The 23,881-nt window shown below is 63.9% G+C and carries 23 protein-coding genes; 11 read left to right on the forward strand and 12 right to left on the reverse strand.

From position 1 onward, the window contains the following. The first annotated feature begins 125 nt into the window (after positions 1-125). From purT to QYC26_RS13280, 4 genes are all read left to right on the forward strand, one after another. Positions 126-1,298 (forward strand): formate-dependent phosphoribosylglycinamide formyltransferase, encoded by a 1,173-nt coding sequence (purT, locus tag QYC26_RS13265; RefSeq protein ID WP_317512697.1) that lies wholly within the window; start codon positions 126-128, stop codon positions 1,296-1,298. A 114-nt stretch (positions 1,299-1,412) separates the two neighbouring features. Then, the gene (locus QYC26_RS13270; protein ID WP_317515072.1) at positions 1,413-3,143 is read left to right on the forward strand and encodes a toll/interleukin-1 receptor domain-containing protein; all 1,731 of its coding nucleotides are present in this window, start codon (positions 1,413-1,415) and stop codon (positions 3,141-3,143) included. Next, positions 3,130-3,729 (forward strand): hypothetical protein, encoded by a 600-nt coding sequence (locus QYC26_RS13275; protein WP_317512698.1) that lies wholly within the window; start codon positions 3,130-3,132, stop codon positions 3,727-3,729. The genes QYC26_RS13270 and QYC26_RS13275 overlap by 14 nt, the downstream gene beginning before the upstream one ends. A 40-nt stretch (positions 3,730-3,769) precedes the next feature. After that, a complete protein-coding gene (locus tag QYC26_RS13280) occupies positions 3,770-5,272 on the forward strand; it encodes a TRAFs-binding domain-containing protein (protein ID WP_317512699.1) in 1,503 nt (500 codons plus the stop codon). On the opposite strand, the gene QYC26_RS13285 is transcribed toward QYC26_RS13280, so the two are convergent. The 4 genes from QYC26_RS13285 to QYC26_RS13300 form a co-directional block, all read right to left on the reverse strand. Continuing rightward, entirely contained in the window at positions 5,249-5,902 is a 654-nt protein-coding gene (locus QYC26_RS13285; protein WP_317512700.1) for a Crp/Fnr family transcriptional regulator, read from the reverse strand. The genes QYC26_RS13280 and QYC26_RS13285 overlap by 24 nt on opposite strands. Before the next feature lie 243 nt (positions 5,903-6,145). Further along, positions 6,146-7,126, reverse strand: a complete 981-nt coding sequence (locus tag QYC26_RS13290; RefSeq protein ID WP_317512701.1) for a TerC family protein — start codon at positions 7,124-7,126, stop codon at positions 6,146-6,148. A gap of 295 nt (positions 7,127-7,421) precedes the next feature. Continuing rightward, positions 7,422-8,087 (reverse strand): hypothetical protein, encoded by a 666-nt coding sequence (locus tag QYC26_RS13295; RefSeq protein WP_317512702.1) that lies wholly within the window; start codon positions 8,085-8,087, stop codon positions 7,422-7,424. 125 nt (positions 8,088-8,212) lie between these two features. Beyond that, positions 8,213-8,740 carry a hypothetical protein gene (locus tag QYC26_RS13300; RefSeq protein ID WP_317512703.1) on the reverse strand — a complete coding sequence of 176 codons (528 nt, stop codon included), beginning with the start codon at positions 8,738-8,740 and terminating at the stop codon, positions 8,213-8,215. Between the two features lie 202 nt (positions 8,741-8,942). Between QYC26_RS13300 and QYC26_RS13305 the strand changes: the two genes are divergently transcribed. Further along, complete coding sequence (locus QYC26_RS13305) at positions 8,943-9,566, forward strand: HD-GYP domain-containing protein (RefSeq protein WP_411197601.1); 624 nt, start codon at positions 8,943-8,945, stop codon at positions 9,564-9,566. A gap of 8 nt (positions 9,567-9,574) precedes the next feature. Here QYC26_RS13305 and QYC26_RS13310 read toward each other — a convergent pair whose 3' ends face one another. Together QYC26_RS13310 and QYC26_RS13315 are read right to left on the reverse strand one after the other, a co-directional pair. Continuing rightward, positions 9,575-10,372 carry a class I SAM-dependent methyltransferase gene (locus QYC26_RS13310; RefSeq protein ID WP_317512705.1) on the reverse strand — a complete coding sequence of 266 codons (798 nt, stop codon included), beginning with the start codon at positions 10,370-10,372 and terminating at the stop codon, positions 9,575-9,577. 206 nt (positions 10,373-10,578) lie between these two features. Then, a complete protein-coding gene (locus tag QYC26_RS13315) occupies positions 10,579-10,977 on the reverse strand; it encodes a cupredoxin domain-containing protein (protein WP_317512706.1) in 399 nt (132 codons plus the stop codon). A gap of 101 nt (positions 10,978-11,078) precedes the next feature. Between QYC26_RS13315 and QYC26_RS13320 the strand changes: the two genes are divergently transcribed. Further along, positions 11,079-11,321, forward strand: coding sequence for a DUF2171 domain-containing protein (locus tag QYC26_RS13320; RefSeq protein WP_317512707.1), 243 nt, complete (start codon positions 11,079-11,081; stop codon positions 11,319-11,321). Between the two features lie 72 nt (positions 11,322-11,393). Here QYC26_RS13320 and QYC26_RS13325 read toward each other — a convergent pair whose 3' ends face one another. Continuing rightward, positions 11,394-11,873: an outer membrane beta-barrel protein gene (locus QYC26_RS13325; protein ID WP_317512708.1), complete on the reverse strand. Its 480-nt coding sequence runs from the start codon at positions 11,871-11,873 to the stop codon at positions 11,394-11,396. A 188-nt stretch (positions 11,874-12,061) separates the two neighbouring features. Between QYC26_RS13325 and QYC26_RS13330 the strand changes: the two genes are divergently transcribed. From QYC26_RS13330 to QYC26_RS13340, 3 genes are all read left to right on the forward strand, one after another. Further along, on the forward strand, positions 12,062-12,478 hold the full coding sequence (locus tag QYC26_RS13330) for a DUF2147 domain-containing protein (RefSeq protein ID WP_317512709.1): 417 nt from the start codon (positions 12,062-12,064) through the stop codon (positions 12,476-12,478). 104 nt (positions 12,479-12,582) lie between these two features. Next, positions 12,583-13,017 carry a YbaY family lipoprotein gene (locus QYC26_RS13335; protein WP_317512710.1) on the forward strand — a complete coding sequence of 145 codons (435 nt, stop codon included), beginning with the start codon at positions 12,583-12,585 and terminating at the stop codon, positions 13,015-13,017. A gap of 77 nt (positions 13,018-13,094) precedes the next feature. Next, positions 13,095-13,526, forward strand: coding sequence for a CBS domain-containing protein (locus QYC26_RS13340; protein WP_317512711.1), 432 nt, complete (start codon positions 13,095-13,097; stop codon positions 13,524-13,526). A 357-nt stretch (positions 13,527-13,883) separates the two neighbouring features. Here the strand turns inward: QYC26_RS13340 and QYC26_RS13345 are convergent, their stop codons facing one another. From QYC26_RS13345 to QYC26_RS13360, 4 genes are all read right to left on the reverse strand, one after another. Beyond that, positions 13,884-15,089, reverse strand: a complete 1,206-nt coding sequence (locus QYC26_RS13345; protein WP_317512712.1) for a hypothetical protein — start codon at positions 15,087-15,089, stop codon at positions 13,884-13,886. Then, complete coding sequence (locus tag QYC26_RS13350) at positions 15,086-15,610, reverse strand: DUF4365 domain-containing protein (RefSeq protein WP_317512713.1); 525 nt, start codon at positions 15,608-15,610, stop codon at positions 15,086-15,088. The genes QYC26_RS13345 and QYC26_RS13350 overlap by 4 nt, the downstream gene beginning before the upstream one ends. A gap of 566 nt (positions 15,611-16,176) precedes the next feature. Beyond that, positions 16,177-16,623 (reverse strand): nuclear transport factor 2 family protein, encoded by a 447-nt coding sequence (locus QYC26_RS13355; protein WP_317512714.1) that lies wholly within the window; start codon positions 16,621-16,623, stop codon positions 16,177-16,179. Positions 16,624-16,680: 57 nt separating this feature from the next. Next, complete coding sequence (locus QYC26_RS13360) at positions 16,681-18,801, reverse strand: FAD-dependent oxidoreductase (RefSeq protein WP_317512715.1); 2,121 nt, start codon at positions 18,799-18,801, stop codon at positions 16,681-16,683. A 145-nt stretch (positions 18,802-18,946) separates the two neighbouring features. Here QYC26_RS13360 and QYC26_RS13365 point away from each other — a divergent pair, with 145 nt between their 5' ends. Then, positions 18,947-19,837 carry an N-acyl homoserine lactonase family protein gene (locus QYC26_RS13365; protein ID WP_317512716.1) on the forward strand — a complete coding sequence of 297 codons (891 nt, stop codon included), beginning with the start codon at positions 18,947-18,949 and terminating at the stop codon, positions 19,835-19,837. Positions 19,838-20,092: 255 nt separating this feature from the next. Further along, the gene (locus tag QYC26_RS13370; RefSeq protein ID WP_317512717.1) at positions 20,093-22,876 is read left to right on the forward strand and encodes a TonB-dependent receptor domain-containing protein; all 2,784 of its coding nucleotides are present in this window, start codon (positions 20,093-20,095) and stop codon (positions 22,874-22,876) included. Between the two features lie 42 nt (positions 22,877-22,918). Here the strand turns inward: QYC26_RS13370 and QYC26_RS13375 are convergent, their stop codons facing one another. Then, positions 22,919-23,794 (reverse strand): tyrosine-protein phosphatase, encoded by an 876-nt coding sequence (locus QYC26_RS13375; RefSeq protein ID WP_317512718.1) that lies wholly within the window; start codon positions 23,792-23,794, stop codon positions 22,919-22,921. Positions 23,795-23,881: the final 87 nt, after the last annotated feature.

Below are 23,881 nucleotides of genomic sequence, written 5' to 3' on the forward strand. Positions count from 1 at the left end.
GGGTGGTGCGGATGGTTCGCACCGCCCCTTTTTCATGGGCGCTGTAGCACGAGTGCGGGATCGCGATTGAGCGCGCGCGCGGGGCCGTGTAACCAGCGGCAAACGACTAATCAGGTGATCAAGACATGGCATATACCGCCAAGCTTCTGCTGCTCGGTTCGGGCGAACTGGGCAAGGAATTCGTGATTTCGGCAAAGCGGCTGGGATGCCAGGTCATCGCCTGCGACAGCTATGCCGATGCGCCGGCGATGCAGGTGGCCGATGGCTGCGAGATCTTCTCGATGCTGGACGCCGATCGGCTGCGCGCGGCGATCGAGACGCACAAGCCCGATTATATCGTGCCCGAGGTCGAGGCGATCCGTACCGAGGTGTTGCAGGAGGTGGAAGCACAGGGGTTCACCGTCGTTCCTTCGGCGCGAGCCGCCTATATGACGATGAACCGCGACCGTATCCGCGAAGTCGCGGCGACCGAGCTTGGGCTGCGCACCTCGCGCTATCGCTATGCCGAAAGCCTTGAGGAAGTGCGCGCGGGGGCGGCGCATACGGGCTTTCCCTGCGTGATCAAGCCGGTCATGTCGTCTTCTGGCAAGGGACAGATGACCGTGGCCGACGAGGCCGGACTTGAGACAGCATGGAACTATGCGGTTGCCAATATGCGCGGCGACCGGCGCAAGGTGATCGTCGAGGAATTTGTGTCCTTCGATTACGAGATCACGCTGCTCACCGTGCGGACGCGCCAGGGCGTGCTGTTCTGCCCGCCGATCGGCCACCGGCAGGAACGCGGCGATTATCAGGAAAGCTGGCAGCCGACGCAGATGAGCGATGCGTTTCTGGCGGATGCGCAGGCGATGGCCGAGAAGGTTGTGGATAACCTTGGCGGCTACGGCATTTTCGGGATCGAGTTTTTCGTGACCAAGGACGAGGTGATCTTTTCCGAATTGTCGCCGCGCCCGCACGATACCGGGATGGTGACGCTGATGTCGCAGAACCTGACCGAGTTCGACCTGCATATCCGCGCGATCTTGGGCCTGCCGATCACCGATATCCGGCTGACCGGCCCGACCGCATCCGCCGTGGTGCTGGCCGACCGCGAGGCCGAGGCCTTCACGATCGAGGGCGTGGCCGAGGCGATGGCGCTGGGCACGTCGGGCCGGGACGTCGATGTGCGCGTGTTCGGCAAGCCGGTAACGCGCCCCAATCGCCGAATGGCGGTGGCGCTGGCCGCTGGCGAGACGACCGACGAGGCGCGCCGCATCGCGGCAGAAGCGGCGGCGCGGGTGACGATCCGCTACGCATGAGGCGCCGTTCCCGCCGCGCGCGGGTGGTGGGATAGACCGACGCGATTTGGACGATGGCTGAACCCCTTTTCCCCTGTTAACAGGGGTAAAAGGGTTGCGGAGCGATTGGACCAGATGGCCGTGGGGGCGGACACACAGGCGGATTATGCCGCCTTTATCAGTTATAATCACAAGGATGTGGCCGCCGCCCGGCGGCTGCAGCGGCGGCTTGAATCCTATCGCCTGCCCAAGGGGCTGGCGGGGCCGGATGGCGCACGCCGGCTGGGAAGCGTGTTTCGCGACCGTGATGAGCTGCCGGCGGCGGCCGATCTGTCCGAGGCGGTGCGCGAAGGCCTGTCGCGGTCGCGCGCGCTGGTGGTGCTGTGTTCGCCCAATGCGGCGACATCGCCCTGGGTGGACAAGGAGGTACGCCTTTTCCGCGAGCTTCATCCCGATCGTCCGATATTCGCCGCGATCGTCGATGGCGAACCCGAAGAGGCGTTTCCGCCCGCGCTGCGAAACGGCCCCGAGCCGCTGGCCGCCGATCTGCGCCCGCAGGGCGACGGCGTTCGGCTGGGGACGCTCAAGCTGGTGGCGGGGCTCGCCTCGGTCGGGCTCGACCGGCTGATCCAGCGCGACGCGCAGCGCCGCATCCGGCGCGTGACGAGCATCACGGTTGCCGCGCTCATCGTCATGCTAGGCTTCATCGCATTGTCGGTTTTTGCGTGGCGGGCACAGCGCGAAGCGGAGCGCCAGCGCGCAGAGGCGGAGGGGATCGTCGAATTCATGCTGACCGATTTGCGGCAACGCTTGCGCAGTGTGGGAAGGCTGGATGCGCTGACGGTCGTCAACGACCGGGCGATGAACTATTACCGCAGCCAGGGCGATCTGGCGCGCCTGCCCGAGGACAGCCTGGAGCGGCGCGCGCGCGTGCTCCATGCGATGGGTGAGGATGATATCACGCGCGGCGACCTGAAGGGCGCGGCGCGCAAGTTCACCGAGGCGCACCGGACGACCGAGGCGATCCTGGTCGCCAGTCCCGAAGACCCCGAGCGGATCTTCGCGCATTCGCAGAGCGAATTCTGGGTGGGCTATGCGGCGCAACTCAACGAGCGTGTCGACGACGCGCTGAAACATTATCGCGGCTATCTGCACTGGGCGCACCGGTTGTCCCAGATCGAGCCGGGCAAATCGCGCAGCTTCGTCGAGATGGGCTATGCGCTGAGCAATATCGCGGCGGTGCAGAGCGAACTGCAGCACAAGAATGACGATGCCATCGTCAATTATCAGAAGTCGCTTTACTGGTTCGAGCAGGCGCAGAAGATCGACCCAAAATCGGTGATGATCCGGATGGAAGTGGCCGAGCGCCATGCGCGGATTTCCGATGTCCAGCTGTACCGCGGCGACCTTGCCGCGGCGCGCTGGCACCGGACGCGCCAGCTGGAACTTTTGATACCTTTGCGTAACGAAGACCCCGAGAACGGCGATATCGCCTATGATACGCTTGTGGCGACACGGGCCTTGGCCCGGATCGCTTCCGAAGGGGGGGAACTGGCCAGAGCGGACCAGTTGCTGCAGGATGCCAAGGCGCAGTCGACCATGTTGCGCGCGCGCGATCCGGAGAACCAGAATTGGTTCGAGCAACATCTGCGCATCCTGATGGATGCGGCCGAACTGGCGCGTGCGCGCCACCGCGAGGCTGAAATGGCCAGGTTGGTGGGGCAGGCGCGGCGTTTTATCCGGGAATCGAGCCCCAAAACGGCTGCAGATCCCGCCTTTCGTGCTGAATCGATCAAGCGGCTCGACGCGATGGCCTTGGCCGGAGCGGAAAGCCCCGGGAAAGGAAAAGACGATGGCATTTGGTGACAGCATCAAAACGGTGGGGCCTGGCGACAAGATCAGCCATGTCATGCTGCTGTATATCGGCGTGAAGGACGGGGTGTGGAACGTCAATCGCTGGTTCTCGGAAATCGACGCCGCCGGGCTGGACCAGACGCAGGAGCGGCTGTTGACGCTGGCGCAGGGGCCGAACCCCGAAAAGCAGCCCGGATTTGATGGCTTTGGTTTCGAGAACATCCAGTTCGACAAATATATGAGCTATTTCACCATCGTGCTCGATGCCGTGGGCTATGATTTCCACGATGGCGACAACACCGATCCGATCTGGTTTCTTGAAACCAAGGACAATTCGTCGTTGCCCCCGCCGTGCGAACCGGTGACGCCCAATAAGAGCTTTTACGATCTGGAAAAGCTGACCGTGGGTGGTTTCCCGGCGGTGCGGTGCCGCAACTATATGCGCAGCGGGATCGACGGCAAGCCGCTGAAGGAAGGCCAGTGCGAGGGCTTTATCTTCAACATCTATATCCACGCCAAATATGCCCAGGGTGGCAATGATCTGGGCGTGATCCTGGCCATCGACCCCGATGGCAGCAACAAGGGGCCGCGCGTCTGACCACTTTTCATACAGTGCCTTCCGTGGGAAAAGGCGCCCGATGATCAGATCGCAGCTCAACAGCATTACGCGACTGGCGCGGGCCGGAGCATTGGAGCAGGCATGGGCGCAGTTCCATGCCGCGGGGTTTGGCCCCGATGCGGACAATCCCGATGTGCTGACGGTGTATGGCCGTTTGCTCAAGGACCGCGCGGCGCGCGAAAGCGGCGCCGCGCGGACGGCGCTGCTCAATGACGCGATTGCCGCCTATGCGCGCGCCTCGGCGCTGTCGCGCGCGACCTATCCGCTGATCAACGCCGCGACATTGGCCTTTCTGACGGGACGCCGCGACGAGGCGACGGCGCTGGCGCAGCAAACCCTGTCGCTGCTCGACAGCGAGGATTGCGCCCCCGACACCCCCTATTGGCTCGACGCCACCCGCGCCGAGGCGTTGCTGCTGCTGGGCCGCGAGAGCGAAGCCGACGCGATATTGGGGCAGGCCATCCGCCACCACCCCGTCGCATGGGAGGACCATGCCTCGACGCTGCGCCAATTCGGGCTGATCGCTGAGGAAGCGGGGCGTTCGGCGGCGTGGATCGATCGGTTCCGGCCGCCGCCGACATTGCATTTCGACGGCATAATGGGCGTGGCCGCAGATGATAGGAATGCGCGACAGGCGATTTCCGAACGGATCGACGTAATCAAGCCCGGCACGGTGATCGGGGCGCTTGCGGCGGGGGCGGATATTCTGGTGGCGGAGGCCGCGACCGCGTGCGGCGGGCAGTTGCACGCCGCGCTGCCATGCCCGCCGGAATTATTCTGCGAGGCATCGGTCGCGCCCTTTGGCGGGGATTGGGTGTCGCGTTTCGAACGGCTGATGGACGAGGCGGTTTCCGTAACCGTGTTGGGCGATTGGGAGCCGTTGAGCAATGCAGCGGTGCAGGTGGCGCGCGAGGCGGCGATGGGGCTGACGATCCGCGAAGGGCGCCGGTTGCAGACCTTTTCAAGCGCATTGCGGGTGTGGGCGCGCGGCGAGGAAAGCGCGCAGGCCGGGACCGATCAATGGAGCGCGCAAGGGCTGCCGCTCCACCGTATATTGGTCGACCGCAGCGACAGCCGCAAGATGGCGCTGCCCGGCAGCGGGCCTGCGGCGGCGCTGCTCTGCCTGCCCAATGCGCTGGCCAGTGCAATGCCCGATGCGGGCGTGGCGGTGCCGCAAGGCAAGGAAGCGGGCGGTGCGGTGCGCCGCTTTGCGACGCTGGCCGAGGCCGTCGACGCGGCCGAGCGGCTGAAGGCGCTGGCCCCCGATGCGCGGCTGGGCCTTGATTACCGCGCCTTGCCCGATGGTCTGCCGACAACGCAGAGCTTTGATCAGGTGCAGGCACTGGCTTCGGCGAATTTGTCCGGATCGGTGGCGCTGAGCGAGGCGGCGGCGCTGGCGCTGATGCTCCACCGGGCGGAGGCGAATGTGCAGCCAATGGGGACGATGCGTGCGCGGCTGGGCGAGCTTTCGATCTATGGCCTGTTCGTCGATCCGCCCTCAGGCGACCAGATCGGCGAGTAGGCGCGGCGAGACGATTTCGAACAGCGTATCGCTGCGGCGCACGATGCCGCGGCGCACGAGATTGGCGATCGCGCGCGACGCGGTTTCGCGCGTGGTGTGGACGGTGAGCGCGAGCGCGGCGAGAATGGGCGGTGGATCGATGCGATTATCCGGCCCCGCCAGACGCAGCAATTCGGCATAGATGCGCCCTGCGGCGCTGAGCGTCGTGCGCGCGGCCATGCGATCGAGCGTGACGTCGAGCTGGCGCGCGAGCAGCAGCGACAGCCCGAAACCGACATCGGCATGGTCGCGGGCGAGGGCAACGAGCGTGGCGGTTTCGATCCCGAACAGCGTGAGCGCACCCTGTGCTACGATATCGGCGCGCAGCGTTGCGGGTTCCGGATAATTGCCGAGAATTTCACCGGGGCCATAGGAGGCGAGCAGGGTGGTCTGCCCGTCTGCCGAGACGATCTGCGCCTGGGCCATCCCCTCTACCACCAGCCAGCACTGACCGACCATGTCGCCCTGCCGGACGACGATTGCCTTATTTGCGAAGGAATACAGGCGCATGGCGGAAACGAGCGCAGCCGCACCCGTGTCTCCACAGGAGAACACGGTCTTGATGACGGCGTGCCGTTCGGCCTCGAGCAAATTTCCCCCCGCACCCATAAGGAAGCAATCGACTGAAACAGCGGGCTTGCAAAACTGTCAACCATGTTTCGTGGGGGAAAATGCGTATAAACAAAGACCCAGCAACCTTGCGGTTGCTGGGTCAGTTGTTGGGAGCTCAGATAGCTCTGATTCCCTTCGGGTCGCAAAGAGACCCTAGATGATTCCCGCGATTCGGCGCGTGATCTGCATCACGCTTATTCGAAAATCGGAAATGGCCGTGGATCAGCCATGGCTGGGCTCGTTGCGCGTCTTCCACAGCGACCAGCCGACGCCGGTGGCGATCAGGCCGAAGGTGACGCCGAGGCTGAGCACCGGCGGAAACTTGCCGCCATCCAGCACGAAATCGGAGATGAAGATCTTCGCACCGATGAATACCAGAACCGCCGCCAGCGCATATTTCAGATAGTGGAAGCGGTGGATCATCGCGGCGAGCGCGAAATAGAGCGCGCGCAGGCCGAGAATGGCCATGATGTTCGAGGTGTAGATGACGAAGGTGTCGGTCGTGATCGCGAAGATCGCGGGGACGCTGTCCATCGCGAAGACGAGATCGGCGAGGTTGATCACCACCAGTGCGAGAAAGAGCGGGGTGGCGGCGTTCACCATCTTGCCGGTCTTTGTATCCGCCGTGCGCACGAAAAAGTGGTGCCCGTGCAGATCGGGCGTCACGCGCATGTGCGAGGAGATGAAGCGGATCGCGCGGTTGTTCGCGATGTCGATCGAATCGTCACCCGAAAAGAGCATCTTGATGCCGGTGAACACAAGGAACGCGGCGAAGATATAGAGCACCCAATACGCCTCTGCGATCAGCGCGGCGCCGCCCGCGATCATCAGACCGCGCAGCACGATCACCGCGAGAATGCCCCAGAGCAGGGCGCGATACTGGTATTTCGCGGGGATGGCGAAATAGGTGAAGATGAGGCTGATGACGAAGACATTGTCGATCGACAGCGCCTTTTCGATGAAATAGCCGGTGAAATACTGCATCCCCGGCTCGGCGCCGCGCGCGATCCACACCCACGCGCCGAACGCCATTGCGACGGCGATGTAGAAGATCGACAGCTTGAGGCTTTCGGCAATGCCGAGCTCGCGGTCTTCCTTGTGGAGGACACCGAGGTCGAACGCGGTCAGCGCCGCGACGATGGCGAGAAAGGCAAGCCAGAACCAGGCCGGGGTGCCCAGCCAGTCTGCAAAAAGAAACTCCATGAACATGGCTCCTCGAAATGGAAATCCATTTCGGAGAATCCGGTGCGAGGAGAGGGCACAAGGCCAGACCAGCGTTCGCATCGGATACTCCGATGCGGTCCGACATCACGCGCCTGCCCGTAGGCGAGGCCGCGCCAGAGGGGCCCGGTCCGCAAGGCCGTTTATAGGGAAAATGCGTGGGGATTTCAACCGGGGCGGCGGCGTTGGGGCACCGGTTGCGGAGGAAATTTGCGGTGGGTGGTGGCGGATGAGACGGGACTGAACCCGGAGGATCAGCCCCGGTGGACCGGCTGGTTTATTTCATCAGGCCTTCGAGCTTGCCGCCCGGTGTTACCTTCAGGAGCAGGACGGAGGGGCGCGAGGGCTTGGCCGCCATCGGCTCGTCCTTGGCGCGGCCCAGGAAGGTCACCTCGAGCCGGTTGGCCGTGATACGGAGCGATTGCGGTTCGATCCGGTCGCCGACCAGAAAGGCATTGGTCGTCTTGTAGCCGGTCGCGCTGTTGATCGCGACGACGACATAATAGAAGACGCCGCTGCCGCCGCCATCATGGGTGATGAAATAGGCGCGGTCATCCTTGCCATCGTTCGTCAGATCGCCGTGAGCGTCCTTGCCGAGATAGCGTGTCGTGACGAGGCTCGCCGAACCGGGGGCGGCGGGCGCCTGAAAGAGGCCGTCCTTGAGGACAATCTTCTGCCCGTCGATGATGATGGTTGCGTTTTTGGGATCGAAGGCGGTTTCGACAACGGGCGATTTGGGGGGCTGTGTTTCGCTGGGGACGACAGGCGCAGCCGCCGCAGCGTCGTTTTCAGGTTCTTTAGCGTACGTGTCGTTCGTTTCCGCCGCCGCAGCTTCGGGCACTTCGGAAGACGCTGCCAGATTGTCCGTGGTGCCCGGTTTTCCACAGGCGGCCAGGGCGGTGAGCGCCAGCAGGGCGGACAGTGTGGAGAGGTGCTTCTTCATGCGCATTGGATTCCGGTTCAGTTGGACAAGGTTGGAGCGGCGGATAGCCGCATGGCGCATCAACGCCGCGAGCGCGTGCAAGGTCCAGAATTCAGGATGATATTTCTGGTAACCGATGTGCGCCCTTAGATCACCCGGCTGTCATAGGCCCATTGCAGCAGAGCCTGGCGTTGGCGGGGGCGGCAGAAGGGATCGCCGGGGTCGCAATATTTGCGCACCTGCGCGGCGTGGCGGGCAAAGGCCTTCCAGCGCTTGATCTGGCGGTGATCCTCGCCGGGGAGGCGGCGGCCCAGATAATAGCGGCAATACCATTGGAACCAGCCGCGCGGGTCATCAGGGTGGATCCAGCCCTTGGCGCGCCATTCGGACAGCGGCGCGCTGGCGAGTACGCCGAAATAATTGATCGCGGGATCGGCGCGCTGCGGCGATAGCCGGGCGCCGTCGAACCAGTCATCGGGAAATTCGGCGCGGCAATCGGTCATGTAGCGCCCGCCGAAGACACCGAGCGCGAGCATTTCGGCCGGGGTGAGGCCGGGCTGGAATTCGGGATCGAAATCGGCGCCCATCGGTGCTGCGAGCACATAGCGATAGCCGTGCTGCATCCGATCATCGACGGTGACGATATCCCCGATTGCGGGCGCGCGGCGCGGCATGGCATTTCCCTTTATGTGTCTGGCGGCAGGCGCCGCGCCCGGCATAGCAGGATGTGCCGGGTGGAGGGAGCGCCCGCGCGGGAATGGATGCCCTTCAAACGGTTGGCGGCAGGAGTAATAGAAATTATAGGATTTAAATATAGGTAAATATGCGAAATTGATCACGAAGGCCTGGTGGTGGACGGGATCGTTTCAGTTTGCTGTGCAATCATATGCGAGACGGTCCATTTGTATTTCCCCCTTTTTCGAGCAGCTTGATCGGTTTCGTTCCGGGATCCTCGCCGATGTTTCGCGCCATGAGGCACGGGTGGGCCGGATGGCCGAAGTGCTGGCGCTGGGCATGGGATTCGAAGCCGGGCATGCCGCCGCGCTGGGGCGGGCAGGCGCGCTTCATGATGTTGGCAAGGCGTTGGTTCCAGCAGAGATATTGGCGAAACCCGGACGCCTGACCGCGGAGGAAATGGCAGAGATGCGCGAGCATCCGAGGCGTGGGCACGCGTTGCTGAAAGGCGTGGGCGACCCCGAGCTGGATCTGGCGGCGACGATTGCGCTGGAGCATCACGAATCCTGGGATGGCAGCGGTTACCCCTATGGATTGGTAGGCGATGCCATTAACAAAGAGGCGCGGATCGTGACGGTGTGCGATGCCTATGACGCAGTGAGGACCAAGCGATCCTATAAGGCGGCGCTGGACCATGAGGCGGCGGTGGCGCTGATCCTTGGCGGAGATGGGCGGACCTGGCCCGACAAGTTCGACCCTGCGATCCTGCAATTGCTCGAGCGCGAGCCCGCGCTTTTGCGCGAGGAATATGCACGCATAAGTTGAATATGCGATCAGCCGGGCGTGCCGCGCCGTCGTTTCCAGACACGCAGCCGCTGGAGCAGGGCGGGCTGGGTGCGTTCGAGCATCAGGATCGCCTTGCGGCGCCAGGCATCCGCCGGCGTCATCCGCGCGCGGGTGAAGACGAGCTGGCGATAGGCGCCGAGCATCGCGGGAAGCGGGAAAGGCGTGCCGTTGGTATCGCGCTTTTCGCCGAACCAGGTGTTGCGTTCGACGTCCCCCTCGCTCAGGAAGCCGGCATCGCGCAGCGCGTTCACGAGCAGGAAGGTGAGCCGCATCTTTGAATCGATATGGAAGCGATAATCGCTGGCCCGGCTGATGCGCACCTTGTCGGCATAATCATCGATGATGATGGGTGCGCCAGTTTCGATGCGATCGCCCAGCGCGATCAAATCGCGGTCGATCCGGCCATCGGCATCGAGCATCAGCACCGAAACCGGCGCGCTCGCAGGCAGCGCGCCGAGCGCGTCGGGCAGCGCGGAGGGGACGATATCGACGAGATGATCGACCCCGAAATGCGCGAGATTGGCGTGGATGCGATCGGTGCGCGCGTCGGCCCCCGAAAAGGCTTGCTGGCGTGGCCCGCCGGCCATGGGATCGAAGCTGAATACCCGCCCCGCGCGGCCGGAATCGCGCAAGCCCAGCGCCAGCGCCACCGTGCCGGCACCCAGCGCGGTGCCGACCTCGACAATCGTGCCGCCGCGCCGGGCCGCTTCGTAAATGCGGGCATAAACGGTCGGCGAGAGCATCCCGTCGCAGCGCAGGACGATCGCTTCGAAGTCCACTGACATCCCCGCCCCCTTTGTTCCACAGGCGGAAAACCGCCGCACAGGCGGCAATTCCGGTGTTTGAGGAGGCATATTAACCATGCGGTGACGGGGCGGGAGAAGGCATCGGGGCAGGGCGCGCCGTCTTACGGGGAGCGGGCGCATCCATTGGGAGAAGCGGCCCGGCAAAATCGGGAGGGCGAAAGGGGGAAGCGCTTTGGCCCACCGTATCAACGGACGATGATATGACCCGACATGCCCAGCATCTTGTGGAAGCTGTGGCTGCATTTCAGCGGATATTCACCGGCGCGGGGAACGAGGGCCACGGTACGGCTTTCCTTTCCCGGCACCTCGATCCGGCCGCGATCAATCTGTGCCCGGTCTTCCGCGCGGATTTCGGACGCGGCGAAAAAGGCGGGGGCGGTGAAATCATGGCCGCCCGAACTGGTGTTGACGAGGTGAAGGACCACCGCCTCGCCCGCGCGCAGGCGGATCGTATCGGGCGCATAAGCAAAGCTGGAGAGCGAGACCGCGACGCGCGCGGCGTGATCCCAATCGGGCGCGGCCGTGCCCGGCGTGGCAGTGGCAAGAACAACGGCAAGGACGATCGGACGGTGCGTCATGGACATGCCTGCGCGTTTCGGCGTGGCGGCATCATAGCATGCAGGCCGTGCGACCAAAAGCGGCGCCATGCGTTGGCAACAGACCATATCCCAAAAGGAGAAGGCCCATGGCGGATCTGTCGCATGTAAAGGAACATTATGAAGTGATCGGCGCGGACGGCGTGCATATCGGCACGGTCGACCATGTCGAGGGCAACCGGATCAAGCTGACCAAGCGTGACAGCGGCGAGGGATCGCACAAGGGGCACCACCATTATATTCCCGGCGGGCTGGTGGCCGAGGTGGAAGGCAATCAGGTGCGCCTTTCGGCCAATGGCGATGTGGCGGTGACGTTCGAAGAGGAACGCTGAGCGCGCGCCATGCAAAAAAAGGGCGACGGACCCGGTGGTCCGCCGCCCTTTTCGCGCAATCAGCGGGGTCGCTTAGAAGCGAACGCCGAGGCCGAGCACCATCTGGTGGAGCTCAAGGCCGTACTGATAGTTGGTGTAGCGATATTCGAACTGGCCATAGACGTTCTTGGCAACGGCCACTTCAGCGCCTGCACCGAAGCGCGCGCCGTCGATTTCGATGCCGGTGCCGTCGATGGCGAGGTTGCTGTAGCCGGCGAGGCCGTACAGCAGCGCGTTGTTCGAGATCTTGCCGCCGACGCGTGCGACAGCCGAGAGATCGCGGCCGAAGCCGTCTTCGCTGCTGTCCTGATATTCGACGGTGCCGCCGACGATCGCGCCGCCGATCTTGAAATCATAACCGGCGTTCACGCCATAGGTGAACACTTCGGTGCCGGCGAAATCGTCGTCCGCGAGACCGATCGTCGCGCCGACGCGCGGACCGGTGAAATCCTGGGCGAACGCAGGCGTCGAAACGGCCAGCGCCGCAACCGACGCCAGAATCATCTTCTTCATTATTACCCCTATTCGGAAAATTGGGCCTGGCGCGGCAGGACGCTGCGCTACGGCCGCGGGTTCTCTAGCCGGATGAAGGGGTTATGCAACCCCGGCAAAAACGATTCGTTGCGGGGGTGTGGCGAGTTTGCAACAATGCGGGTCGTGGCTGAAAAGGCATGGATGCCGTAGCGGAAAGGGAAGGGCCTATGCGTCGTCCGGTGATCATGCTTGTCACGATGTTCGGCCTGACCGGGGGACTGACGACGACGCCGGCGCGCGCGGAGCTAGACCAGTCTGTAGGCATTTTCCGCAACCCCAAGAACAGCGTCCATATCCGCATCCACCCCTGCGGGCAGAGCATGTGCGGCACGGTGGTGTGGGCGAATGAAAAGGCGCAGCGCGATGCGCGCGAGGGGGGCACCCCCAGGCTGATCGGCACCGAGCTGTTCAAGGGGTTCAAGCGGATCGACGCCAAAAGATGGAAGGGGCGCGTGTTCGTGCCCGATATCAACAAGACCTTTTCGGGAACCGTGACCGTGGAAGACCAGAACACGCTGACCGGGCGTGGGTGCCTGTTTGCCGGTATCGGATGCAAATCGCAGAGCTGGACGCGGGTGGGGTGAAGGCCGGATGGGCCATTGACGGGCCTGATTGCGGGCTTTGCGCGTTGGGGCGTTCAGGCGGGCGTCAGCCGCGTCCGTGCAGGGGGACGGGGAAAGGAAGATTGATGAAAAAGGGCCTTATTCTCATTCCGATGCTGGCGATCCTGGGCGCGTGCGCGGCCGGCGGATCGGCGGCACCCGATACGCCGAGCACCAAGCCGGCACCCCAGATGGTGAGCCTGAGCGGCAATGCCTTCTACCGCGAGCGCATCGCGCTGCCGCCCACCGCCGAACTGATCGTGCAGATCCGCGATGTCAGCCTGATGGATGCGCCCGCGCCGCTGATCGCCGAAACGCGCGTGAAGACCGAAGGGCGGCAGGTGCCGCTTGCCTTCACGATCGATTATGACCGCGCCAAGCTCGACCCGCGCCACCGCTACGCCGTGTCGGCGCGGATCGAGGATGGTGGCACGCTGCGCTGGATCACCGACACGCACCATCCGCTTCCCGAACCGGGCAGCGGCCCGCTCTCGATGATGCTGGTCAGCACCGCGCGCTGACCGATTCCGGTGCCGGCGCGGGGAACCGTTTCGCCGGCACCGACATTCTTCCTTCGGCCCGACGAAGGAGAAGACCCATGCGCGTGCGCGAGATGATGACGGCCGACGTCCGCACGATCGATGCCGAGGAAACGCTGCAGGACGCCGCCACGCTGATGGCCGAGATCGATGCGGGCATCTTGCCGGTGGCGCATCACGAAAAGCTGGTGGGGATGATCACCGACCGCGACATCGCGATCCGCGGCGTGGCGCGGGGGCGCGGCGCCGACACGCTGGTGCAGGACGTGATGAGCCAGGAGGTGAAATATTGCTTCGACGATGACGAGGTGGACCTGGTGCTCGCCCATATGGCGGAAAGCCAGATCCGCCGCCTCCCCGTGCTCGACCGCGACAAGCGGCTGGTGGGGGTGATCTCGATCGGCGACATAGCGCTGGGCGGCGAACCCCGCCGCGTCGGCAAGGTGCTGGGCGATATCGCGAGACCGAGCGCGCTGCATTCGCAGTCTTGAGGGGGTGGGGGCAGCCGCTACTGAGGCGTCGCTGGCTAATGGCAGCGCTTGGCCGATAGTGGAATGTCGGGTTCGGAATCTGAGCGTAGCGAGAGCTGCCGCTCGCGCAGCGTTCCCTACCGACCAGCATACGCGGTCGCGATAACGCGCCGAGAATGTCAGCCAAAGCCAGAAGAGTCCGTTCGCAACGCTGTTAGTTTCCGGCTACCTACTGACGGCAGCATAGTATGCGGCAAGCCCAGTAGCCCTGCCTCGGCCCACGCCCCCTTTCCTCCGCGCCCCTCCGGCACTCATAACGAAACTGCTGTGGTACGGTCATTTTCTACTTTCTAGTGCGCGCCGGTCTGAGCACCGCTCTTAATGCACCTGAAAATTAATGGGGTTAAGCAAGACCCACCTGCGTCCACGCCGCTCCAAAGTCCCACTGACCTCGACCGCGCGACCGGCTGCGTGGGCCTCAACGGCTTTGAGATACTCTGCCGGGTTAAGTGAGGCGCGAACCGCTATGTCCCCGGTCGCTTCACTGGACCACAAGATCGCAACCTCTCGGTCCCCCATCATATCCATAAGGTCCGATGGGTCAGCCTGAGAGGCAAGCCGAATGACACGGCCAAATACCGTCTCCTCCCATGATGAAACACGGGAACGCAGCACCTTTGCAGCTTCTCGCACAGCCTCGACCTGGCGCGGACCAACCATAAAATGCTCGGGACCGGCGTGGATTGCCTCTGCGCCCTTCCATTCGGGACTAAAAGAGAAATCGAAAACGATGCCGCTCGGAGAAGTGCCATCGACCAAGGTAGCCAACTGCTCGCACACATTTGCACTAAAGCCAGTCTTGATGGTGTCCGTGATCGGATCGGTACTGTCAATCAAAACAGCTTTCGATACCGCTTCAAGGCCGCGGGCAAAGCGCTTGATTACCCTACGCTCGAAAGGGGGCGCGGGGTCGATTCCAGGTAAGGCGGATTGAATTGCCGGTTCAATCGGGGATTCTACAGTGAAACCAAAACTGCCCCTGAAAGTGTGACCAAACCGGCACCGATTAGCGTAATCTGACGCCTCCTTTTTCGTCCGCAGGAAGTAGGGCAGGGGTTCTAGCTCGGTGTGCGCCGTAGCTGCCAGAATACTACGGATGCCGAGCACGAAGTTCTGCGCCATTTCTAAGCGGATTGAGTCATCGACCACCAAAGCATCAGGGATGCGAGACCGCAACACGTCGAACGCGACCTCCCGTATGGAGCGCGCAACGTCTAACTCGGCCCGGTCCTCGATAGCTGAGAGGGCGTCTATAACACGCGATACCTGCGAAGCATATTCAGAGGAACTGACGCTGTTTGGGACAACCAGCTCTATCCCACTCAAATCCGATGTTCCTGAGACGAATACCTCAAAGTTTCGGTTCCCTCCGGTTCGGTTTCCCAAGAGCGCATGGGCAACTGACTTCTCTGAGGAGGCTGAGACTGCGGACGACGCACGGACATGCCAGCCCGTCGCCACCAGGTATCGCCGGAGCATGTCCAACGGGACTGAACCGGGGCCAGTTTCGCGGAAATCCATCATGCCGCTTGCTCCTCTCGCCGCGACTTCTCCGCTGCCAGTAGATCAATGAGACTATCCGGCGTCAAAAGCTGACCCAAAGGGATTTTGATGCGCTTGGTGGAGTTCTCATTGCCGACCACTGAGCCTTGGAACGTGTGATAGAAGCAGCAATTGCGCAGAGTCGTAAGTTCGTTCGTTACGGAGTGCCAGTGAGTGGTATCCTTGGGGAGACAGAGGAGCACGAGAATTAGCGTCGTTTCAGCTGGAGTTCTCGAAACGATGTCGTTGTAAGCTTTGGACTCAAGATCGTAGATAACTTCGTCGTCTTTAATCTCCCAATTGACCGTCGATTTCGCTTGAAAGTCGAGGCCAAAGCCGGAAACGACGCGCCTAGTGCCGCGATGGACAACGGTGTTAAAGCTGCCATCGACGCCGTAGTCGTGGACATGGGCTTTACCCAGCAATACCCCGGCCGACGCGCAAATGGCGTAGACGTGCGCTGCGCACAGGTTCTCCTTGGTATGTTCGACAGTTATCGGCACCTAACGCTTTCACCCCCTGCATAGCGCGGACCTTTTTTGCTGGATAGCCAAAGCTTTGGACAAGTCAAACAGCTCTAGGCGCACAGCAACCCTCGCACACGTCTGAACGACTGGCTGCTTGTAGGACAAGTGCCAAACCGCTGGCGCGGGGATGGTCCTTGTGTGAATGTCCGGTTTGGAGCGCCGTGATCGAAACATTAAGCGACCGGGATGGGCGCAATTTGGACTAACGCTTGGTTGCGTTAGACCTCAGTACTGCTCTCCAACCTCCGAATTTATCCACAAACCCAAAACCACCAAAAATCCTCCGCCCCGTGCAACCATTTGCACGGCCGGATGTTTTCCTTGTGGATGCCGAGACCCGAGCAAACTGCCCCGCTACGGCGGGGCGTCTTTTATCCGGCGTAGATGAGGCGCGGGGGCGGGGACTCAGGAGAATTACCCGCGGTTTTTCCGTGTGCGGCAATCCCCGTAAAGACCGATAATATCGCGGGCGTGGCTCCTCCCCTCAGCCACGGAAGCTGGCCCCGTTCCACCCCTCTTGAACGGGGCCGTTTTTCGGCCCGTCAGGCGGGGACGGCGACGAGCAGGTGATCGCTCAGATCGCCCTTCAGATCGAGCATCGAATAGTCGCGAAAGGCGAAGCGCCAGCTGCCGTCCACGCGTTCGAACCGATCATGATAGCGCCCGGCGGCGATGACCTGGAGCGGGACGACATCGGTTGCCTGCAGCACGGTGTAATAGGAGCGGCAGGTGGCGGTGTCGGCGGCCTCGTTGACCTCGACGATCGGGTTGGTGACGACATGCTTGGTGCGCGGCGTGCCGCAGGGGTGGATCTTCACGAAACGGTGCCACTGATCGAGCATCTCTTCATGGCCGAGCAGCCCGTCGGCCGCGCCCGATTTCATCTTGGCGTGGCGGAACATGGCGGCGACCGCCGTCAGGTCGCCGGCGTCCATCAGTTCGGCATAGCGGTAGAGCAGGTTGGTGATCTGGGTGGCGCTGTGGGTCATGGGCTAACGCTTTCTGTTGCGGCCCGACGCATAAGGCCGGGCCTGTGATGGCGGATATCAGGCGAGGAGTTCGGCGACCTTGTCGGTGGCGCCGCGCATGGCCCCCTCGATATAGCCGACGCCGGTGCCGTCGCCGATTTCATGGACGGTGAGACCGGCGGCGCGCAGCGCATCGGCGAGGCTGGAATCGCCGTGCGCGCCCGCCGCGACGATGACATGATCGGCGGCCGCCGAGCGGGCCGTCCCCTCGCCATCGGTGAACTGGACCGCGCCCTCGACGATGCGGATGTCCTTGGCGGCGGGGAAAAGTTCGACCCCGTGTTCGCGCAGTTCGACGAGCATCCGCATGCGGCGGACCAGCTGAAGCCCGCCGCCAAAGCGCGGAGCCTCCCCCACCACGGTGACGCGGCGATCGCGCTCGACGAGGAATTCGGCGAGTTCGAGCCCGACGAGTTCGCCGCCGATGATGACGATGTTCTTGCCGAGCGGCATCCAGGTCTTGGTGGCCTTGCGGACGAAATCGAGATTGGCGGTGGCGCCGGTGGCGGCGCCCACCTTGGTCGCGATGCGCGTTGCCCAGCTCGTTTTCGACTTCAGCGCATCCGAGCTTTCGCCGAGCATCATGCGGCGCATATCGTCGCCGCTGAACACGTGCGAGAGGTTGCCGCCCGGAATGGGGGGCATATCGCGCCGCGCGCCGGTGGCGACGATCACGGTATCGGCGCCGAGCGCGGCGATCAGCTCGGGCGTCGCCTCGGTCTTGAGGCGGACATCGACCTTCGAGCCCTCGATCTGGCGGCGCAGCCAGTGCATCAGCCGCTCATTGGGTTCATAGGCGAGGCCCGCAAAGCGCAGCGTGCCGCCCAGACGATCCGATTTCTCGATCAGCGTGACGCGCTGGCCCGCGCGGTCGAGCCGGCGCGCCGCCTCCATCCCGGCGGGGCCGCCGCCGATGACGACGAAATGGCCGCCCGGCGCCGCACGCGGGGCCACGACCTGAAATTCGCGGCCCAGCTCGCTGTTCACCGCGCAGCGCACCGGCTCGCGGATATAGGCGGTGCTGACGCAGGTGTAGCAATAGATGCAGGGGCGGATATCGGCTTCGCTGTCGGCGGCGAGCTTGTTGGGAAGATGCGGATCGGCAAGGACCTTGCGGCCCATGGCGAGGAAGTCGAAATCGCCCTTGGCGAGCCCGTGCTCGGCCGAGGGCGGCTCGACCCGGCCCGAGGCGATGATCGGCAGCTTCACCACTTCGCGGATCCTGGCGGCGGCGGGCAGGTTGAAATCGGGTTCGTGCGGGATGTTCGATCCCGAATGGAGCTTGCCCTGGCCGACATTGTGATAGGCGGTGACGGTGATCGCATCGGCGCCGGCGGCCTCCACCCAGGGCGCGACGATGCGCGCATCGTCGATCGTGATGCCATCGGGCTTGCCGAGTTCGCGGGAATCGAGCTTCAGCCACACCGCCATGTCGGGGCCGGCGGCCTCGCGCACCGCGCGGACAACCTCCAGCGTCAGCCGCGCGCGGTTTTCGAGCGGGCCGCCATAGCCATCGGTGCGGCGGTTCGAGGCGGGCGACATGAAGGATGAGAGCAGATAGCCGTGCCCGCCGTGGATTTCGACGCCGTCGAAACCGGCCTGCCGCGCGCGCGCCGCGCCCTCGGCAAACCAGCGGACGACCTGCTGGATGTCGGCTTCCTCGAGCACCTTGATCTGCGGCACGGGGCCACCGGCAAAGGCGGCCAGTTCTTCGGGCAGAAACGCCTCGACGAAATCGCCCGCCACGGGCTTGGGCAGCGAAGGCGCCCAGAGCGGATGGCCCTCGGTGGCCGAATAGCCGGCGACGAGCCCGCCATGATGGAGCTGCGCCGCGATCTTGGCGCCGTGCGCATGGACCGCATCGGTGAGCTTGCGCAGCCCCGGAATGAAGCGATCGTCGGAAATCGCGGTCTGGTTGGGCATCACCGCGCCCACCGGCCAGGCGACGCCGCTGACCCCCATGATGATGAGGCCCGCGCCGCCCTTTGCCTGTTCCTCGTGATAGGCGATCAGGCGATCGCTGACCGTGCCGTCCGCGTTGGACAGGCTGACGCCCATTGCGGTCACGATGATGCGATTGCGCACGCTGATCGGCCCGATTTTTCCTTCGGACAGAAGATGGGGATAGGCGGATGGCATTGGGGTATTTTCCTCTCGGTTCTCGATCACGGCGCGGCTTTGAGTCGGCGCCTTTTGCCCCAAGGGACCATACGGAATGTATGGTGTCCAGAGCGCAAATCGGCGATGATCGCGCGACAACAGCAAAAGACAAAGGGAGTGGAAAATGCCCGACAGGCAGAAGGGTTTGCGGCGCGTTGCGATGGGAGCGGTGGCCGGATTGGCGGCGATGACGGCCTTGGTGGCACCGGCTGGCGCGGCACCGGACAAGGGGGCGGACAAGGCGGCGAACATCGCGCTGTGGCGGCTGGAATGCGGGCATGTGCGCAATGCCGATCTCGACATGTTTTCCGATGCGGGCGCGCTGCAAGGCAAGCGCAAGGACCTTGTCATCAGTTGTTACCTGATCCGCCACGGCGCGGATTACATGCTGTGGGATGCGGGCTTTGGCGCCGAGCTGGCGGGACGCGCGGTGGAATCGCCGCCGGGGATTGTTTCCAGCATGAAACGCACGCTGGTGGATCAGCTGGCCGAGATCGGGGTGAAACCCGAACAGGTCCGCTATCTGGGTATCAGCCACATGCATTACGACCATATCAGCCAGGCGCCGAGCTTTGCGGGCGCGACGCTGCTTTTGGGCGCCGAGGACATGAAGACGATGGCGGCGGACCCCAAGGGCATTCCGCTGCTGGAGCCCGAACGGCTTGCCCCCTGGCTGAAGGGCGGCGCGCCCAAGATCGCGGTCGAGGGCGATCATGACGTGTTCGGCGACGGCAGCGTGACGATGATGGCGCTGCCCGGCCATACGCACGGCCATCATGGCTTGCTGGTGAAGCTGGCGGAGAAGGGCCCGGTGCTGTTGACTGGCGACCTCTATCATGTCGCAGATCAGGTGCCGCTCCAAGCGGTGCCGCGTTTCAACGCCGATGCGGCGAAGACGACCGAAAGTCAGAAGCGCTTTGCCCAGATTGCCAGGGACAAGGGCGCGACCGTGATCATCCAGCACGAACCCGGCGACGTCGCCAAGCTGCCGGTATTTCCCGAAGCGGCGAAATAATAGCGAGAGAGCGAAGAGTGACCGGGCCTGCAAGGGAACAGGCCCGGTCCAAGTTCGGGAGCTGAGAGGGGGATTTCAGCTGCGCCGCCTCTAGGCCGGCTATGTGACAGGCGGATGACTCAATTGCTCGGCGGCCCAAAAAGGGTTCGGGCCGGGGGCGTTACAATTTGCGACAATAGAATTATGCGCTGCGATAATATTGCGACAATTCGCCGCTATTCGGTGTGTCGTTGGTTTTGCGTAACAGGAATTCGAATGTCTCCCGTCTCTTCCCGCCTGTCTGTCCTCATGCTCGGCCTGATGCTGGGCGCCGCCCCATCCGCGCTGATGGCGCAGCAGCGCCCCGATACCGAGCCCAGCGAAGCAACGGGCGGGATGGCCGATGTGATCGACGACGAGATCGTCGTGACCGCCGAGAGCCAGCGCGGCGCGGTGATCGGCAATATCGCGCCCGAGCAGCAACTGAACGCCGGCGACATCCGCGCTTACGGCGTCAGCTCGATTTCAGAGCTGGTCGATGCGCTGGCACCGCAGACCAATGCGGCGAGCGGACCGCCCGTCATGCTGCTCAACGGCAAGCGCATCTCGGGCTTTGCCGAAATTCGCGACATTCCGACCGAGGCGATCGAGCGCGTCGATATTTTGCCCGAGGATGTGTCGCTGAGCTATGGCTATTCGCCCAACCAGAAGGTGGTGAACATCGTCCTGCGCGAGCGTTTCCGCGCGCTGACGGGTGCGGTGTACGGTAGCACGACCACCGATGGCGGACGCGAGAGCGGTCAGGTGAGCGCCAATTTCCTGCGCATTCGCGGCGACAATCGAATGAGCCTCGACGTCAAGTACGTCCGGGCCGACGATTTGCTGGAAAGCGAGCGCGACATTGTTTCGACGCCGCCGTCGCGCCCTTATGCGCTGGGGGGCAATATCACCGCCGTCCCGGGCGCGGCATCGGATGAGATCGATCCGGCGCTGTCAGCGCTTGCCGGTGGCACGGTGACCGTGGCGGCGGTGCCCGGGAGCGCGGCGGGCGGGCGCCCGAGCCTCAATGATTTCGTGGTCGGCGCGAACGCTGCCGCGACCAGCGACCTTGGCAAATACCGCACGTTGAGCCCGGCGACCGAGAATCTGACGGTGAATGCCGGCATCGCACGGATGCTGCCCGGCGATATTTCAAGCTCGCTCAATATCCTGATCGAGACGAACGACAGCGATTCCCTACAGGGGCTTCCCTCCGCCAGCCTGACCTTGCCCGGCGGTTCGCCCTTTTCGCCCTTTGCGGGGCCGGTGCAGTTGCACCGCTATTTCGATCAGGCGGGGGCGCTGGGCCAGAGCGTCAATTCGCGCAATGTCGAGGTGGGGCTGACGCTGAGCGGCGCGATCAAGCCGTGGAACTGGACCTTTACCGGCAAGTACGACAATGCGCTGACGCGCACCGCGACCGACCGGGGCTTCGATATCGGCGCGCTGCAGGCGGCGCTGCTCGGTGGCGATGCGACGGTGAACCCATATGGCGCGCTGGCGCCGGGATTGCTTTCCAGCCGGTTGACCGACCGCGCGCGCGCGCAATCTTCGGGCTTTGCGGGCGACCTGCTGGTGAGCGGGCCGCTGTTCGCGCTGCCCGCGGGCCGGGCGACGACTAGCCTCACTGCCAACATCGAGACGCGCGATTTCGAAAGCCGGTCCTGGCGCGGCGGCGTGCCGAGCGAAACCGGCTTTTCGCGCGACATTGCGGGGATACAGGGCAATATCGACCTGCCGATTGCCAGCCGCCGCGCGGGCGTGCTGAGCGCGATCGGTGATCTGTCGCTCAATGCCAATGGCGCGGTGCAATATCTGTCCGATTTCGGGACGCTGACGACCTATGGTTATGGCCTGCGCTGGACGCCGATTGAGGCGGTGCGGTTCATCGGCTCGGTTTCCGAAAGCCGGAGCGCGCCGACGGGGGCGCAGATCAACAACCCGACGGTGCTGACCCCCAATGTGCCCGTGTTCGATTACCGGACGGGCGAGACGGTGTATGTTTCGCAGGTGACCGGTGGCAATCTGACGCTGGATGAAAGCAAGAAGCAACTGATCCGGCTGGGGCTGATGGTGAAGCCGTTTTCTAAGCCCGATCTGCGGTTCAGCGCCAATTACACGCGCACGAACACCGACAATCCGGTGATGAGCTTTCCCGACCCCACGCCGCAGATCGAGGCGGCGTTTGGCGACCGTTTCCTGCGCGATGCGGATGGCCGGCTGATCCAGATCGACGCGCGGCCGATCAATTTCGCCGAGGCGCGCACCGAGCAGCTGCGCTGGGGTGTCGATTTTTCGATGCCGCTCAAATCGCGGATGCAAAAGCAGTTCGAAGCCTGGCGCGCGGCGGGGAGCAAGCCCGAGGACCGGCCAGAAGGTATGCGCGGTTCCGGCGAGCGCCCGCCGCGCGGTGAGGGTGGTGGCGAGGGGCGGCCGCCTTCGGGTGAGATGCGCGGTGGCGACGGCCCCCGCGGCTTTGGCGGCCCCGGCGGTGGCGGGCGCGGCCCGCGCGGGTTTGGGCGTGGTGGCGGCGGCGGACGCCTGCAATTCGCGCTGTACCATAACTGGACGCTTGAGGATTCGATCCTGATCGCGCCGGGGCTGCCCAAGCTCGACCTGCTCGACGGCGATGCGATCGGATCGAGCGGCGGCTCTTCGCGCCACAAGATAGAGGCGCAGGCGGGGTATATGAACAACGGCATCGGCGTGCGGATGGAGGGCAATTGGCAGAGCGCGACGCATGTCGACGGCGCGCTGGGATCAGCAAACAGCCGGTTGCGCTTTTCGGACCTGGCCACCATCGACCTGCGCATTTTCGCCAATCTGGGGCAGATGCCCAAGCTGGCGCGCGAGCATCCGTTCCTGCGCGGCGCGCGGGTGATGCTGTCGGTGGAGAATCTGTTCAATGCGCGCCAGAACGTGACCGACGAAACCGGCGCGACGCCGCTGCGCTATCAGGCGGATTATCTCGATCCGCAGGGGCGACGGATCACGCTGAGCTTCCGCAAGCTGTTGTTCTGATTTCGGGACCCGGCGCATCCGATGCGCCGGGCCTTTTCCATTCTATTGCAAATAGCGCGCGCGCAGCGCGGCGCGATCGACCGGGGTGAGCCCCAGTTCCTGCGCGAAATAGCCGTCGAGCCCGCCGGGGCGGTCCTCGATCGCGGCGAAGCTGGCTTCGATAAAGCTGCGGTCGACGCTGACCAGCGCCTTGACCGCTTCGGGCGGGAGCGTGCGGAAAAACACGGTCTGCGCGCTGTCTTCGCCGCCCGCCGATGGTTTGTAATAGCGGTTGGAGAGCAGATAATCCTCGATCACCGTTTCGCGTGGCACGCCGAGCGCGGTGAGCAGGAGCGCGGCCGCGACGCCGGTGCGATCCTTGCCCGCCGAACAGTTGAAGGCGAGGGGCGCCCCGCCGTCGAGGAGCGAACGGAACATCCGCTTATATTGATCGGCAAAGACAAAGGGGGTGTCGCGGTAGAAATGCGCCATCGCCGCGCGCGCCTTTTCCCCATCGATATCGGGCGCCATGAACGCCTTGAGCACGGGCGTCATGTCCATCGCATAATCATTGGTGAGGACGGTCGGCGCGCTCGATGCGGGCCAGTTTATCGGCTGCTTCGCGCGTTCGTCGTTCGAGCGGAAATCGACCACGGTGCGCAGGCCAAGGCGGCCGAGATAGGCGAAATCGGCGGGGGTGAGATCGGCCATAGCGCCCGAGCGGAAAAGCATGTTCCAGCGCACCGTCTTGCCGTCTGCGGTGCGATAGCCGCCGAGATCGCGGAAGTTCTGCCCGCCCTGAAGCGGCAACAGGCGCGGATGCGCGTCGGTTGCCTGATCGGCGGTGACAGGCTTTTCCGCGAGCGCCGTCGCGGGCGGCAAGAGCGTCAGCGCGGCGAGCACCGCGCCGGTGCGGCGCAGGGCTGAAAATCTGGTCATGAAAATCCTCTCCCTCAACCGGCGCGGCGATGCCCTGTTATCGGGCGATGCGGTTGCGCGCCGCGGACCAAGGTGCGGGATGGCGGG

The organism is Sphingomonas sp. C3-2, from assembly GCF_033025475.1.
In the GTDB taxonomy this organism is placed as follows: domain Bacteria; phylum Pseudomonadota; class Alphaproteobacteria; order Sphingomonadales; family Sphingomonadaceae; genus Sphingobium_A.

Excerpts from the sequence above, each read along its gene's own strand:
- purT (WP_317512697.1), top strand. The coding sequence starts at position 126 with ATGGCATATACCGCCAAGCTTCTGCTGCTCGGTTCGGGCGAACTGGGC.
- QYC26_RS13270 (WP_317515072.1), top strand. The coding sequence starts at position 1,413 with ATGGCCGTGGGGGCGGACACACAGGCGGATTATGCCGCCTTTATCAGT.
- QYC26_RS13275 (WP_317512698.1), top strand. The coding sequence starts at position 3,130 with ATGGCATTTGGTGACAGCATCAAAACGGTGGGGCCTGGCGACAAGATC.
- QYC26_RS13280 (WP_317512699.1), top strand. The coding sequence starts at position 3,770 with ATGATCAGATCGCAGCTCAACAGCATTACGCGACTGGCGCGGGCCGGA.
- QYC26_RS13290 (WP_317512701.1), bottom strand. The coding sequence starts at position 7,126 with ATGGAGTTTCTTTTTGCAGACTGGCTGGGCACCCCGGCCTGGTTCTGG.
- QYC26_RS13295 (WP_317512702.1), bottom strand. The coding sequence starts at position 8,087 with ATGAAGAAGCACCTCTCCACACTGTCCGCCCTGCTGGCGCTCACCGCC.
- QYC26_RS13300 (WP_317512703.1), bottom strand. The coding sequence starts at position 8,740 with ATGCCGCGCCGCGCGCCCGCAATCGGGGATATCGTCACCGTCGATGAT.
- QYC26_RS13310 (WP_317512705.1), bottom strand. The coding sequence starts at position 10,372 with ATGTCAGTGGACTTCGAAGCGATCGTCCTGCGCTGCGACGGGATGCTC.
- QYC26_RS13315 (WP_317512706.1), bottom strand. The coding sequence starts at position 10,977 with ATGTCCATGACGCACCGTCCGATCGTCCTTGCCGTTGTTCTTGCCACT.
- QYC26_RS13320 (WP_317512707.1), top strand. The coding sequence starts at position 11,079 with ATGGCGGATCTGTCGCATGTAAAGGAACATTATGAAGTGATCGGCGCG.
- QYC26_RS13325 (WP_317512708.1), bottom strand. The coding sequence starts at position 11,873 with ATGAAGAAGATGATTCTGGCGTCGGTTGCGGCGCTGGCCGTTTCGACG.
- QYC26_RS13330 (WP_317512709.1), top strand. The coding sequence starts at position 12,062 with ATGCGTCGTCCGGTGATCATGCTTGTCACGATGTTCGGCCTGACCGGG.
- QYC26_RS13335 (WP_317512710.1), top strand. The coding sequence starts at position 12,583 with ATGAAAAAGGGCCTTATTCTCATTCCGATGCTGGCGATCCTGGGCGCG.
- QYC26_RS13340 (WP_317512711.1), top strand. The coding sequence starts at position 13,095 with ATGCGCGTGCGCGAGATGATGACGGCCGACGTCCGCACGATCGATGCC.
- QYC26_RS13345 (WP_317512712.1), bottom strand. The coding sequence starts at position 15,089 with ATGATGGATTTCCGCGAAACTGGCCCCGGTTCAGTCCCGTTGGACATG.
- QYC26_RS13355 (WP_317512714.1), bottom strand. The coding sequence starts at position 16,623 with ATGACCCACAGCGCCACCCAGATCACCAACCTGCTCTACCGCTATGCC.
- QYC26_RS13360 (WP_317512715.1), bottom strand. The coding sequence starts at position 18,801 with ATGCCATCCGCCTATCCCCATCTTCTGTCCGAAGGAAAAATCGGGCCG.
- QYC26_RS13365 (WP_317512716.1), top strand. The coding sequence starts at position 18,947 with ATGCCCGACAGGCAGAAGGGTTTGCGGCGCGTTGCGATGGGAGCGGTG.
- QYC26_RS13370 (WP_317512717.1), top strand. The coding sequence starts at position 20,093 with ATGTCTCCCGTCTCTTCCCGCCTGTCTGTCCTCATGCTCGGCCTGATG.
- QYC26_RS13375 (WP_317512718.1), bottom strand. The coding sequence starts at position 23,794 with ATGACCAGATTTTCAGCCCTGCGCCGCACCGGCGCGGTGCTCGCCGCG.